General features: G+C 69.4%; 10 protein-coding genes. 6 read left to right on the top strand and 4 right to left on the bottom strand.

The genetic code is table 11. The features are described 5' to 3' along the window. Positions 1 to 85: 85 nt before the first annotated feature. Genes fusA through rpsL form a run of 3 tightly spaced genes read right to left on the bottom strand, consistent with a single transcriptional unit; the run spans position 86 to position 3,095 of the window. A complete protein-coding gene (gene fusA / locus IE107_RS14190; protein ID WP_189544118.1) occupies positions 86 to 2,212 on the bottom strand; it encodes an elongation factor G in 2,127 nt (708 codons plus the stop codon). Between the two features lie 38 nt (positions 2,213 to 2,250). Further along, the gene (gene rpsG / locus IE107_RS14185) at positions 2,251 to 2,721 is read right to left on the bottom strand and encodes a 30S ribosomal protein S7 (RefSeq protein WP_072485550.1); all 471 of its coding nucleotides are present in this window, start codon (positions 2,719 to 2,721) and stop codon (positions 2,251 to 2,253) included. A 2-nt stretch (positions 2,722 to 2,723) separates the two neighbouring features. After that, complete coding sequence (gene rpsL / locus IE107_RS14180; protein ID WP_003948652.1) at positions 2,724 to 3,095, bottom strand: 30S ribosomal protein S12; 372 nt, start codon at positions 3,093 to 3,095, stop codon at positions 2,724 to 2,726. Between the two features lie 360 nt (positions 3,096 to 3,455). Between rpsL and IE107_RS14175 the strand changes: the two genes are divergently transcribed. The 6 genes from IE107_RS14175 (at position 3,456) to IE107_RS14150 (ending at position 10,201) form a co-directional block, all read left to right on the top strand. Beyond that, positions 3,456 to 4,226 (top strand): Crp/Fnr family transcriptional regulator, encoded by a 771-nt coding sequence (locus tag IE107_RS14175; protein ID WP_229866918.1) that lies wholly within the window; start codon positions 3,456 to 3,458, stop codon positions 4,224 to 4,226. Between the two features lie 152 nt (positions 4,227 to 4,378). Next, positions 4,379 to 5,143: a hypothetical protein gene (locus IE107_RS14170; RefSeq protein ID WP_189544117.1), complete on the top strand. Its 765-nt coding sequence runs from the start codon at positions 4,379 to 4,381 to the stop codon at positions 5,141 to 5,143. After that, positions 5,140 to 7,314 (top strand): hypothetical protein, encoded by a 2,175-nt coding sequence (locus IE107_RS14165; protein WP_189544116.1) that lies wholly within the window; start codon positions 5,140 to 5,142, stop codon positions 7,312 to 7,314. Before IE107_RS14170 ends, IE107_RS14165 begins: the two co-directional genes overlap by 4 nt. 35 nt (positions 7,315 to 7,349) lie before the next feature. Continuing rightward, positions 7,350 to 8,666: a hypothetical protein gene (locus IE107_RS14160; RefSeq protein ID WP_189544115.1), complete on the top strand. Its 1,317-nt coding sequence runs from the start codon at positions 7,350 to 7,352 to the stop codon at positions 8,664 to 8,666. Beyond that, a complete protein-coding gene (locus tag IE107_RS14155; RefSeq protein WP_189544114.1) occupies positions 8,663 to 9,172 on the top strand; it encodes a Pycsar system effector family protein in 510 nt (169 codons plus the stop codon). Before IE107_RS14160 ends, IE107_RS14155 begins: the two co-directional genes overlap by 4 nt. Positions 9,173 to 9,199: 27 nt before the next feature. After that, positions 9,200 to 10,201, top strand: coding sequence for a M48 family metalloprotease (locus IE107_RS14150; protein ID WP_189544113.1), 1,002 nt, complete (start codon positions 9,200 to 9,202; stop codon positions 10,199 to 10,201). 94 nt (positions 10,202 to 10,295) lie between these two features. Here IE107_RS14150 and IE107_RS14145 read toward each other — a convergent pair whose 3' ends face one another. Then, on the bottom strand, positions 10,296 to 14,195 hold the full coding sequence (locus tag IE107_RS14145; RefSeq protein ID WP_189544112.1) for a DNA-directed RNA polymerase subunit beta': 3,900 nt from the start codon (positions 14,193 to 14,195) through the stop codon (positions 10,296 to 10,298). Positions 14,196 to 14,305: the final 110 nt, after the last annotated feature.

Below are 14,305 nucleotides of genomic sequence, written 5' to 3'. Positions count from 1 at the left end.
GGGGGCATTCAACGCATTGCTTCCGCTCTGCGAGGAATGCCCCACCAGGCTCCGGTGACAAGCCTAAAGCGTGAGCTCGGGAGAGTTACTCGCCCTTGGCCTTCGCGATGATCTCCTCGGCGACGTTCCGCGGAACCTCGGCGTAGGAGTCGAACTGCATCGAGTAGCTTGCGCGACCCGAGGTCTTGCTACGGAGGTCTCCGACGTAGCCGAACATCTCCGAAAGGGGCACGAGGCCCTTCACGACGCGAGCGCCGCTGCGCTCCTCCATGGCCTGGATCTGGCCACGGCGGGAGTTGATGTCGCCGATGACATCGCCCATGTAGTCCTCGGGCGTGGTGACCTCGACGGCCATCATCGGCTCGAGGAGAACCGGGGACGCCTTCCGCGCGGCCTCCTTGAAGGCCTGCGAACCGGCGATCTTGAAGGCCAGCTCGGAGGAGTCGACCTCGTGGTAGCCACCGTCGAGAAGAATGACGCGGACGCCCGTCATCTCGTAGCCGGCCAGGATGCCGAACTGCATGGCTTCCTGAGCACCCGCGTCCACCGAGGGGATGTACTCCTTGGGGATGCGGCCACCGGTGACCTTGTTGACGAACTCGTACGAGGCCTCGCCGCCCTCGATGGGCTCGATCGCGATCTGCACCTTGGCGAACTGACCGGTACCACCGGTCTGCTTCTTGTGGGTGTAGTCGACACGCTCGACGGCCTTGCGGATCGTCTCGCGGTACGCGACCTGCGGCTTGCCGACGTTCGCCTCGACGCGGAACTCGCGCTTCATGCGGTCGACGAGCACTTCGAGGTGCAGCTCGCCCATACCACCGATGATGGTCTGGCCGGTCTCCTCGTCGGAGTGCACCTGGAAGGACGGGTCCTCTTCGGAGAGGCGCTGGATGGCGACACCCAGCTTCTCCTGGTCGCCCTTGGACTTGGGCTCGATGGCGACCTGGATGACCGGTGCCGGGAAGTCCATGGACTCCAGGATCACCGGCGCCTTGTCGTCACAGAGCGTCTCACCAGTGGTGGTCTGCTTCAGGCCCATGACGGCGATGATGTCGCCGGCGCCCACCGACTCGATCTCCTCACGCTTGTTCGCGTGCATGCGGTAGATCTTGCCGATGCGCTCCTTCTTGCCCTTGACGGAGTTCAGCACCTGCGTGCCGGACTCCAGGCGGCCCGAGTAGACCCGGACGAAGGTGAGCTTGCCGAGGTGCGGGTCGCTCATGATCTTGAACGCCAGCGCCGCGAGCGGCTCGTCGTCGGACGGCTTGCGCTTGACGACGACCTCGGGGTCCTTGACGTCCTGGCCCTCGATGGCCTCGACGTCCAGGGGCGAGGGCAGGTAGCGCACAACGGCGTCGAGCAGGGGCTGGACGCCCTTGTTCTTGAACGCGGTACCGCAGAACACCGGAGTGACGGTGACCGCGTCGTCCTTGCCGGAGTTGATGGTGATGCGACGGATGCCCTCGTAGAGCTGCTCCGCGGAAGGCTCCTCGCCCTCCAGGTAGAGCTCCATGAGCGCCTCGTCGTTCTCCGCGGCGGCCTCGAGGAGCTTGCCGCGGTACTCCTCGGCCTTCTCCGCGAGCTCCGCGGGGATGTCGACGATGTCGTACGCCTCGCCCTTGGTCGCTTCCGCGGGGTAGACGAACGCCTTCATCGTCACGAGGTCGACGACACCCGTGAAGTCGGCCTCGGCACCGATCGGGAGCTGCATGACGATCGGGGTCGCGCCGAGGCGGTCCGTGATCATCTGGACGCAGCGGAAGAAGTCGGCACCGGTGCGGTCGAGCTTGTTGACGAAGCAGATACGCGGCACGCCGTAGCGGTCCGCCTGACGCCAGACGGTCTCGGACTGCGGCTCGACGCCGGCGACACCGTCGAACACGGTGACGGCACCGTCGAGGACACGGAGCGAACGCTCCACCTCGACGGTGAAGTCGACGTGACCCGGGGTGTCGATGATGTTGATGGTGTGGTCAACATCATTGAGCGGCCAGTGGCAGGTCGTCGCGGCGGACGTGATCGTGATGCCGCGCTCCTGCTCCTGCTCCATCCAGTCCATCGTGGCAGCGCCGTCGTGGACTTCACCGATCTTGTACGAAACGCCGGTGTAGAACAGGATCCGCTCAGTGGTGGTCGTCTTGCCCGCGTCGATGTGGGCCATGATCCCGATGTTGCGGACCTTGGCCAGGTCAAGCGAAGTGGTGGCCATAAGGCTCAGTCTTCTCTCGGTCTCGATGTGGGTAGCGACTACCAGCGGTAGTGCGCGAAGGCCTTGTTGGACTCGGCCATCTTGTGGGTGTCCTCACGCTTCTTGACGGCAGCGCCAAGACCGTTGGAGGCGTCGAGCAGCTCGTTCATGAGGCGCTCGGTCATGGTCTTCTCGCGGCGGGCGCGGGAGTAACCCACGAGCCAGCGCAGCGCGAGGGTGGAGGCGCGACCGGGCTTGACCTCGATCGGCACCTGGTAGGTGGCGCCACCGACACGGCGGGACTTGACCTCGAGCGAGGGCTTGACGTTCTCAAGCGCGCGCTTCAGCGTGATGACCGGGTCGTTGCCGGTCTTCTCGCGGAGGCCCTCCATGGCGCCGTACACGATCCGCTCGGCGGTGGAACGCTTGCCGTCCAGCAGGATCTTGTTGATCAGCGACGTGACAAGAGGAGAGTTGTAGACCGGGTCGATGATGACCGGGCGCTTCGGGGCGGGGCCCTTACGAGGCATTCTTACTTCTCCTTCTTGGCGCCGTAGCGGCTGCGGGCCTGCTTGCGGTTCTTGACACCCTGGGTGTCGAGCGAGCCGCGGATGATCTTGTAACGAACACCCGGCAGGTCCTTCACACGGCCACCACGCACGAGCACGATGGAGTGCTCCTGCAGGTTGTGTCCCTCACCCGGGATGTAGGCCGTGACCTCGATACCGGAGGTCAGACGCACACGCGCGACCTTACGGAGTGCCGAGTTCGGCTTCTTCGGGGTGGTCGTGAACACACGCGTGCAGACGCCGCGGCGCTGGGGCGAACCCTCGAGTGCGGGCGTCTTGTTCTTCTCGACCTTGTCCTGCCGGCCCTTCCGGACCAGCTGCTGGATCGTAGGCACTACTTCTCCGGTTTCTGTGTGCCGTTCGTGAAACTAACCTGGAACGTCACCGACCCACGCGGTCGGGTGTGTCGAATACTGCAGGCTTCTGCCGCAAGACAGAACGAGCGCAGATTGCGGTGGCCAGTGACGGACTCGCCGTGCGGTTGAGGACACGCACACGAGCCCAGGCACACCCCAGGCACAAGGTCTGAGCGTACCTACCGCGTCGACTCCGGTCAAAACAAATCCGTCTCACACCGGCACGCCGGAGTTCCGCGGCTCGTCGCGGACTGAATCGAGACAGCCGACGACGGGCGGGCGGCAGGAAAACGACCTTGCCGGTCCGGTCACGGGCATTCTCAGTACATTGAACCGCTGATGAACGACCGGGGGGACGGGATGGCCGCGGCGTACGTACCCGAAGGTGACGGACTCGACGACCGGGTACCCTTCCTCGCCCGTCTGGAGCGCGAGGACCGGGTGGCGCTGCTCGCGCTGGGGCGCGAGCTGAGCTTCGACTCCCGGACCGCCCTGCTCCGGCAGGACGAGCCGTCCGCGTACGTTCTGTTGATCCTCACCGGCTGGACGAAGGTCACCACCTGCGCGCCCAACGGTTACGAGGCGTTGCACGCGCTGCGCGGCCCCGGCGACATCGTCGGCGAATCGGCCGCGCTGACCGGGCGGCCGCGCTCGGCGACGGTGACCGCGCTCTCCCCCGTACGGGCCGTGGTCGTGACGCACGAGAAGTTCCGCGCTTTCGTGGCCGGCTCCCCCGAGGTGTCGCTCACACTCCTGGCGCTGACCTCCGACCGGACGCGGGCCGCGGACCGGCGCAGCCTGGAGTTCGCGGCGATGACGGTGCGCGAGCGTTTCGCCGTCCTGCTGCTGGACCTGGCGCACACCCACGGTGCCCGTACCGGCGAAGGCATCGAGCTCGACATACCGCTCAGCAAGCAGGAGCTGGCCGGGGCGGTCAGCGCCTCCAGAGAAATGGTCCAGCGGCTGCTGAAGGACCTGCGCGAACGCGGCATCGTACGGACCGGACGGCGGGCGCTGGTGATCGTGCGACCGGACGCGCTCCGCCGGATCGCCCGGGCCGGGGAATCCGCCCACCCGGCCGTCCGCCAGGAGGCCCCGCAGGCTCCGTAGCACGGGCGCCGCACCCCGCCACGGCGGCACGGCACCCGCCGCCTCTGTGCACACGGTCACACACCGAGTGCGTCATCCTTCCTCACCACCGCGGCCCCTCCAGCCCCACGCTCATGTCCTCGGCCCACGGAGACACGAGCGAGAGGCACCCCATGAACGATCCGGTGAACAGCACGATCCTGCTGCTCGACATCGAGAAGTACAGCGAGCGGGACGACGTGGAGCAGGCGTACCTGCGCCGCATGCTCTACGACCTGACCGACCGGGCGCTGCTGGCCGCCGGGATCGACGAGACCCGGCGGCGGCGGGCGGACCGCGGTGACTCCGTGATGGAGCTGATCGACGCCAACTGCTCGGTGATCGCCCTGCTGCGGGCGCTGTTGACCGAGGTACCGGCCCGGTTGCGCAGCCAGAACCGGCGCGCCTCCGCCACGGCACGGATGCGGCTGCGGGGAGTGGTCGCTTCGGGGTACGTCGCCGTGGACCCGCTCGACGGCTGGGTGGGCAGCGACCTCAACCATGCGTGCAGGCTGCTGGACGCGGACGCGCTGAGGTCGGCGCTGCGGGCCCGCCCGGACGACTTCGCGCTCTGCGTGTCCGACGCGGTCTACCAGGGGGTCGTACGGCACAGTCACACGGGCGTCCCGGCGGAGGAGTTCCGCTCCGTCACGGTGGAGAGCAAGAACGGCCCGCTCGACGCGTGGCTGCACGGTCCGCTCCCAGAGGAGTGCCCGCAGGCCCCGGACGTGGTCCCGGACGTGGTCCCGGCCGCCCTGCGGTCGCCGGTGCCGGCCCCGGGTCCCGGTGGCGCCCCGGTCAACGGCGGCGTCTTCGGCGGGACCAACCACGGCATCGGCGGCGGCGTCTTCCACGGGGAGGTCCGTCTCGGCGACGGCGGCCGGGGCGATCGCCGGTGAGCGCCGAGGAACAGGCGCAGGGAGCCCGGCCCCCAGCAGGGGACGACCCGGCCCCCGAGGCCCCCGAGGGCCACCCGGCCGAAGAGGAGACCGCGGAGGAGACCGACCAGCCTCAGCCTGCCTGGGCGGCCCGGCGGGACCTGGAGAACCACACCCCGCGGACCATGGGGTTCGGGGACGGCTCCCAGGTCGGCGGGGGCGTCTTCGGCGGGACCAACCACGGCATCTCGGGCGGCACGTTCTACGGGAACATCCTGCTGGAACGGACCGAGATCAGCTACCGGTTCGGCGCGGCCTCCGCGCTCCACACCTCCGGCGAGATCGCACAGTCCGCCCTGGAGGAGCTGGCGGCCTGCTTCGTCCCCGGGTGCGACGACTTCGAGGCGCTGGCCGACCGGCTCCGCGACGAGCACGTGCTGGTCCTCTCGGGCCCGTACTTCGCCGGCCGGCGGACTGCCGCGCTCATGCTGCTGCACCGGCTCCGCGCGGATCCGGTCCGGGCGATCGACCGGGACACCACCCCCGGACAGCTCACGAACGGTCTCGGCGGCGGTGAGTCGCCCGGCGGCCGGACCGGGCACATCCTGTGCGACCTGGTCACCGCGCCGGGTCGGCCGCTGCGGGAGGCGGACCTGCTGGCCGCCCGCAAGGAGCTGGGCGAGGACGCGTATCTGGTGATCACCGTCGGGCCGGCCGCCCTGCTGGAGGACGTACCGGCGGTGGACTGGCAGGCGCCCCCACCCGGCGATGTCCTCGCCGCACACCTGAAGGTGCTGCTGGACGGCGAGGACCGCGTGCCGGAGCTGCTGTCCCTGCCCGCCGCGGCCGCGTTCCTCGAACGCAGCCATCAGCCGCGCGAGGTCGCCCAGTTCGCCCGGCTGCTGGCCCGCTACGCCTCCGGGGAGGCCGACGCCGCACACCTCGACGGTTACTCCCTGGTCGCGCTGGAGAACCAGGTCCAGGAGTGGTTCGAGGACGACGGGACCGTGCTGCACCTGCGCGAAAAAGCATTCCTCGTCGCGCTGGCCGCCTTCGACGACGGGCCGTACGCCCTGACGGCGGAGCTGGGCGATCTGCTCTACGCCTTCCTCCAGGAGACCGAGAGCGGGGTGCGGCGCGCCGCCGTCCCGGTCTTCGGTACGCACATCGGCAAACGGCTCCAGCTGGCGCGGGCGCGCCGGTTCGAGGCCGAGGAGCCCACCGAGTGGGGCCCGGTCCGCCAGGTGAAGGCCGCCTATCTCGACGAGCGGGCCCCGCTGGTGCTGCTGCGCGAGATCTGGACCGGGCATCCCTCGGCGCGGCCCGCGCTCGTGCACTGGCTGCAGCAGCTGGCCGGGGACGGGCGGCCCTTCGTACGCACACGCGCCGCCTCCACCGTCGCCGTCCTCGCCCACACCGATCTGCCGTCCGCCATGGCGCTGATCATCGAGCCGTGGGCCTCCTCCCGGCTCTACCGGCACCGTCTCGTCGCCGTCGGCGCGCTCACCCTCGCCCATGTGCTGGGCACTCCCAACGTGCCGCGCATCCTCGACGCCTGGTGCGAGAGCGAGGAGTCGTCGCTGCGCTGGGTGGCCATCCGGGCCCACGGGCTGATCGGGCCGGAACGCCCCGCAAAGACCCTGGCCGCACTGCGCGCGGCGGCCCGGCACGAGGCGGGGCAGCCGAATCCGGACCCGGATCTGACGGGTCAGCTCGCCGAGTCCGTGGAGCTGCTGCTGCTGTCACCGGCGGGCGAGGACGTGGTCGCGGAGCTGGTCAGGACGGTGCACGACGACCGGCCGGCGGCCGACCTCGCGCTCGGCGGCTTCCTCGGCGCCTGCCGCCGGACCGAGCAGGACGAACGCGACGGGCAGCCACGCGTCCTGTCCTGGTACGCGCGGGCGTCGGCGGCGCGTACCCCCGACGCCCAGGGCATCGCCGAGCTGTGGCGCACCGCCCTGGGCGACCGGGGCCACACCCGGGACGCCCTCGACGTGCTCCGCCGCTGGGTGCTGTCGGCGGACCACGCTCCCGGCACCGAGTGGGCGCTCGCCGCCCTGCTGCCCTCGCTCGTCACCACGCCGCCGGAGTACCAGCGGATCAGCCACCTCCTGCGGACGATGCCCGGCGAGGACGGCGCCGATCCCCCGCCCGTGACGGGCCGGCTGCTGGCCGTCCTGCCGCGTTCCTGACCCGCTCCCCCTTCCACAGTGACAGGAGAGTGCCCATGCCCGAATTCCGCCGAACCCCCGACTGGGACCAACGGGCCGACCGCGGTACGCGGTTGACCGATCCGGTGGTCACGGTCCGGCAGCTGTCCCGTTTCGGCTTCGCCCGCCGTCCGCTCACCCGGATCGACCACGCGCTGGTCTTCTCGGCCCCGGACGGCTCGTACGACACCTATCTCCCGCCCGTCCGCCCTACTCGTGCCGGAGCCGCCGCGAAGCGCTACACCGCGGTGTACGAGGTCGACATGGGGGTCCATCCGGTGCGCGAGGAGATCGCGCTGCCGAGCGACGACGACGCCTTCGAGTTCGCGGTGGTCGTCGAGCTGTCGTGGCAGGTCGTCGATCCCGCGCGGTTCGTGGCGAGCAGGCACCGTGACGTGCCGCGGCTGCTGGTCGGCGAGCTGGAGCAGTCGGCCCGTGCCGTCACCCGCCGCTACGCCGTCTCCCGGAGCGCGGCGGCCGAGGAGGCGCTGCTGCGGGAGGTCCGCGGGCACGGCACGCTCGGCGCCCGGGCGGGGCTCGCGGCCGACTGGACGGTCCGGCTGCGCGGAGACCAGGGGGTTATCGAGCATGTCCGGCGCATGCGCTCCATCGACCACACGGCCACCGAGCAGATCCGCGCCGAACTCCGCGGCAGGGAGCACGACTCCGCGATCGACCGGCGCGTCAGGGAACAGGACGCGCTGCAGTGGGGGCGCGCGACCGAGTTCGAGGAGCAGCAGCACCGGCTGAGGCTGCGCCAGCAGCAGTGGCAGCACACCGAGGCGGTCGACCGGGCGCGGGCCCGGATGGAGCTGCAGCAGGTGAACGAGGAGAAGATCGCGTTCTACGAGAAGCACCTGGAGCAGGGCGGGGTCCGCGCATGGGCGCTCCACCTCGTGGACCACCCCGAGGACACCGAGCTCGTGGTGGCGAGCCTGCGCCAGGACCAGCTCCACATGATCAAGGCGCGGTTGGAGCTGGCCGGAGAGCTGCTGAAGGGCGACAGCGCGGAGAACCACGAGCTGGAGGAACCGAAGAAGAAGGCTCTCCAGGCCCTGATCGACGTACTGGACCAGCACCTTCCCGGCGTCACCGCGCACGGCGGGACCGGGGGGCGGCTGACCGTGTCGATGCCGCAGGACGCCCCCGAGACGGTACCGGGCACAGCTGCACCGGGCATGTCCGGCCCCGGCACCACCGGCCTGACGGCAGCCGCCCCCTCCGTGCCGTTCCCGGACTGGCGGCCCCCGCCGGGCTACGGCAGCACCCCCCTGGAGCCGGCCGGTACCGAGGACGCGGCGGGAGCGCCGGGCCGGGAGGAGGCGGGCACATGACCGACAGCTCACCGGGCCGGCCCACCACTGCCGGGGAGCGGCTGCTCCTCGAACTGCGGGCCGAGATCTCCCGGGCCGACAGCAAGGCATCCGTACTGGTCGCCGCGCTCGGCATGACCGCGGGCGTGATCAGCGGCTGGCTGGCGGGCAGCGCGTGGCGGCCGGGCACGCTCTCCGGCCCCGGGGCCGCCCTGTGGTGGACGGGCACCGGCGGTCTGGCGACCGCGCTGTTCTCCATGCTGATGGCCGTGCTCCCGCGCTACCGCCGCAGCACCTGGACCCCCGGGGAGCCACTCACCTACTTCGCGGACATCCGGCACGCCGCCCGGCGGGGCCGGTTGCCGGAGGCGCTCGACGCCACCGAAAGCTCCCGGGCCGCCGCACTCGTCACGGCCCTGGCCGAGACCAGCCGGATCGCCCTGTGCAAGCACCGGTGGATACGGGCCGGGCTGCTCGCCTACTCCGTGGGCACTGTCCTGCTCCCCGCCTCGCTGCTGCTCAACTGACGCCCCGACCGCCTAAGGATGATCACGATGCCACCGACCTCTCGGCCCCGGGACCCGGGCGACGACCCTGTACCGCTTCGGGAACCCGATCCGGCCGCCACCGCGCCACCGTTGCCCGACGACCTGGTTTATGAGCACGGCCCCGGTCGGCGCGTCTACTACGCGGCGCGTCAGCGGCGGATGGACCTCACCGCGCTGGGGCAGCTGGCGCTGGCCCTGCCCGCCTTCCTGACGAGTGCACTGGTGGTCCTGCTCGCGGGCGTGCTCCTGGACGCCGGGCTCGGGGTGCCGTGCTGGATACCGGTCGCCCTCTGGGCCGCCTCCGGTGCGCTGGTCTTCCACCGGCCCACGGAGGATCTGCTCGCCCGCTACCTGTTCGGGCTGCGGCGCCCGATGCCCCAGGAGGCCGCGCGGCTGGAGCCGGTCTGGTGGGAGGTGGCGGCCGTCGCCGGAGTCGACGGGACCCGGTACCGGCTCTGGGTCGAGGAGAGCGACGACCTCAACGCGTACGCCGCCGCGGGACACATCGTGGGGGTCACCCGGTACGCGCTGGAACAGCTGTCGAGCAGCCGACTGGCCGCCGTACTCGCCCATGAGCTGGGGCATCACACCGGAGGTCACGCGTGGTCGTTGCTGATCTGCCACTGGTACGGGCTGCCCGGGCGGCTGGTCCGGCGTGTGCTCCTCGCGACGGCGCGGTCCGTGGTCACGCCCGCCCGGTGTGCCGTCTACCTGGCCGTGGGCCTTCTGCTCCTCGCGATGGGCGGGCTCGACTCCACCGCCGCCCGGATTCTCTACGGGCTGCCGCTGCTGCTCGTGCTCCCCTACCTGTCGGCGGCCGTGGGACGCCGCGCCGAGCTCCGTGCCGACCGGCATGCCGCGGTACTCGGGTTCGCCCCGGAACTCGCCGAGGTGCTGGAGATGCTGCACGCGGGCGGCCTGTCCGGGCACGAGTCGGTGCCCGCCCGGTTGCTCTCCACCCACCCCGACGTCCCGACCCGGCTGCACCATCTTCGGCGCTACCTGTAGGCCCGGCCGCCCCACAGGAAGAGCCGGTAAAGCCGGAGGGCGGTCACCCCGTACGAAACGGGGTGACCGCCCTCCGGTCGGTCAAGCGACTCGCTTACTGGTTGTACGGACCGTAGTCGTAGTCCTCCAGCGGAACGGCCTGGCCGGAGCCCGTGCCGAACGGCGAGTAGTCGATGTCGTCGTAGCCGACGGCCGAGTACATCGCGGCCTTGGCCTCCTCGGTCGGCTCGACCCGGATGTTGCGGTAGCGGGACAGACCCGTACCGGCCGGGATGAGCTTACCGATGATGACGTTCTCCTTGAGGCCGATGAGGCTGTCGGACTTGGCGTTGATCGCCGCATCCGTCAGGACTCGGGTCGTCTCCTGGAAGGAGGCGGCCGACAGCCAGGACTCCGTCGCCAGCGAGGCCTTGGTGATACCCATCAGCTGCGGACGGCCGGAGGCGGGGTGACCGCCCTCGGTGACCACACGACGGTTCTCGGTCTCGAACTTCGAGCGCTCGACGAGCTCGCCCGGCAGCAGCTCCGCGTCGCCGGACTCGATGATCGTCACACGGCGCAGCATCTGCCGGATGATGATCTCGATGTGCTTGTCGTGGATCGACACGCCCTGCGAGTTGTAGACCTTCTGGACCTCGCCGACCAGGTGGACCTGGACCGCGCGCTGACCGAGGATGCGCAGCACGTCGTGCGGGTTGGTGGCACCCACGGTGAGCTTCTGGCCCACCTCGACGTGGTCGCCCTCGCCGACGAGCAGACGGGCGCGCTTCGAGATCGGGAAGGGGATCTCGTCGCTGCCGTCGTCCGGCGTGACCACGATCTTCTTGGTCTTCTCGGTCTCCTCGATCCGGACCCGGCCCGCGGACTCCGAGATCGGGGCGACACCCTTGGGCGTACGGGCTTCGAAGAGCTCGACGACTCGGGGCAGACCCTGGGTGATGTCGTCACCGGCCACACCACCGGTGTGGAAGGTACGCATCGTCAGCTGGGTACCGGGCTCACCGATGGACTGGGCGGCGATGATGCCGACCGCCTCACCGATGTCGACCAGCTTGCCGGTGGCGAGCGAGCGTCCGTAGCAGAAGGCACAGGTGCCGACCGCGGACTCACAGGTCAGGACCGAGCGGGTCTTGACCTCCTCGACGCCGTGCATGACCAGCTGGTCGATGAGCACGTCACCGAGGTCGACGTTGGCAGGCGCGATGACCTTGCCGTCGACGACGACGTCCTCGGCGAGCATGCGGGCGTAGACGCTGGTCTCGACGTCCTCCGTCTTGCGGAGGATGCCGTCGGGGCCCTTCTCCGCGATCTTCAGCTTGAGGCCGCGGTCGGTGCCGCAGTCCTCCTCGCGAATGATCACGTCCTGCGAGACGTCCACCAGACGACGGGTCAGGTAACCCGAGTCGGCGGTACGCAGGGCGGTGTCCGCCAGACCCTTACGGGCGCCGTGCGTGGAGATGAAGTACTCCAGAACGGTGAGGCCCTCACGGAAGGACGCCTTGATGGGACGCGGGATCGTCTCGTTCTTGGCGTTGGACACCAGACCACGCATACCGGCGATCTGACGCATCTGCATCATGTTTCCTCGGGCACCCGAGTCAACCATCATGAAGATGGGGTTCGTCTTGGGGAAGTTCGCGTTCATCGCCTCGGCAACCTCGTTGGTCGCCTTGGTCCAGATCGCGATGAGTTCCTGCGTGCGCTCGTCCTTGGTGATCAGACCGCGCTCGTACTGCTTCTGGACCTTCTCGTCCTGCGCCTCGTAGCCCGCGACGATCGCCTTCTTGGCCTCGGGGACCACGACGTCGGAGATGGCCACGGTGACACCGGAACGGGTCGCCCAGTAGAAGCCCGCCGCCTTCAGGTTGTCGAGCGTCGCCGCCACGATGACCTTGGGGTAGCGCTCGGCGAGGTCGTTGACGATCTCGGAGAGCTGCTTCTTGCCGACCGAGTAGTCGACGAACGGGTAGTCCTCGGGCAGCAGCTCGTTGAAGAGCGCGCGGCCCAGGGACGTACGCAGCCGGAACGTGTCGCCCTGCTGGTACTCCTGCTCGCCCTCCTCGGCGACCGGGGGCACCCAGCCGCGCGGCGGGATGGTGCCCACCGGGAAGCGGATGTCGACCTTCGCCTGGAGCGACAGCTCGCGGGCGTCGAAGGCCATGATCGCCTCGGCCGTGGAGCCGAAGGAACGGCCCTGGCCGACGACCTTGCGCTCCTCCTCGTCCGTGGTGAGGAAGAACAGGCCCAGCACCATGTCCTGAGTCGGCATGGTGACGGGGCGACCGTCGGCCGGCTTCAGGATGTTGTTCGAGGACAGCATCAGGATGCGGGCCTCGGCCTGCGCCTCCGCGGAGAGCGGCAGGTGGACGGCCATCTGGTCACCGTCGAAGTCCGCGTTGAACGCGGTGCAGACGAGCGGGTGGATCTGGATGGCCTTGCCCTCGACCAGCTGCGGCTCGAAGGCCTGGATGCCGAGGCGGTGCAGGGTGGGTGCACGGTTCAGCAGCACCGGGTGCTCGGCGATGACCTCTTCGAGGACGTCGTACACCACGGTGCGGCCGCGCTCGACCATGCGCTTGGCCGACTTGATGTTCTGCGCGTGGTTCAGGTCGACCAGGCGCTTCATCACGAACGGCTTGAAGAGCTCCAGCGCCATGGCCTTCGGCAGACCGCACTGGTGCAGCTTGAGCTGCGGGCCGACGACGATCACGGAACGCGCGGAGTAGTCCACACGCTTACCGAGAAGGTTCTGACGGAATCGACCCTGCTTGCCCTTCAGCATGTCGCTGAGGGACTTGAGCGGGCGGTTGCCGGGACCGGTGACCGGGCGACCGCGGCGGCCGTTGTCGAACAGCGCGTCGACGGCCTCCTGCAGCATCCGCTTCTCGTTGTTCACGATGATCTCGGGGGCACCGAGGTCGAGGAGACGCTTGAGGCGGTTGTTGCGGTTGATCACACGGCGGTACAGGTCGTTCAGGTCGGAGGTCGCGAAGCGGCCACCGTCCAGCTGCACCATCGGACGCAGGTCCGGCGGGATGACCGGCACGCAGTCGAGCACCATGCCCTTGGGCTTGTTGCTGGTCTGCAGGAACGCGGAGACGACCTTGAGGCGCTTGAGCGCACGGGTCTTCTTCTGGCCCTTGCCGGTACGGATGATCTCGCGGAGGCGCTCGGCCTCCTCGTCGAGGTCGAAGGACTCCAGGCGCTTCTGCAGCGCGGCGGCGCCCATGCAGCCGTCGAAGTACGTGCCGAAGCGGTCACGCAGTTCGCGGTAGAGCAGCTCGTCGCCCTCCAGGTCCTGGACCTTGAGGTTCTTGAAGCGGCTCCACACCTCATCGAGGCGGTCGATCTCGCGCTGCGCACGGTCGCGCAGCTGCTTCATCTCGCGCTCGGCGCCTTCGCGCACCTTGCGGCGCACGTCGGCCTTGGCACCCTCGGCCTCCAGCTCGGCCAGGTCGGTCTCGAGCTTCTTGGCGCGGGCCTCGAGGTCGGCGTCGCGGCGGTTCTCGATCTGCTGACGCTCGACGGAGACGTGCGCCTCCAGGGACGGCAGGTCGCGCGTACGGCGCTCCTCGTCCACGAACGTGATCATGTACGCGGCGAAGTAGATGACCTTTTCCAGGTCCTTCGGCGCGAGGTCGAGAAGGTAGCCCAGGCGCGACGGGACGCCCTTGAAGTACCAGATGTGGGTGACGGGAGCGGCAAGCTCGATGTGGCCCATGCGCTCACGGCGCACCTTGGCGCGCGTGACCTCGACGCCACAGCGCTCACAGATGATGCCCTTGAAGCGGACACGCTTGTACTTGCCGCAGTAGCACTCCCAGTCCCGGGTCGGACCGAAGATCTTCTCGCAGAAGAGTCCGTCCTTTTCGGGCTTGAGCGTGCGGTAGTTGATGGTCTCCGGCTTCTTCACTTCGCCGTGGGACCAGGTCCGGATGTCGTCCGCGGTGGCGAGGCCGATCCGCAGCTCGTCGAAGAAGTTGACGTCGAGCACTTGTCGTCAATCCCTCTTTCGGGGGTTCGAGCCCCCTCGCGTCAGGCGAGAAATCGGGGCACTTCAGCAATGGTCTGAACGGGTCCGGGGAGAGCCGGCCGGATCACGGG

This window comes from Streptomyces gelaticus (assembly GCF_014649535.1).
GTDB classification, from domain to species: Bacteria; Actinomycetota; Actinomycetes; order Streptomycetales; family Streptomycetaceae; genus Streptomyces; species Streptomyces gelaticus.
This window is presented reverse-complemented; position numbering and strand designations above follow the sequence as displayed.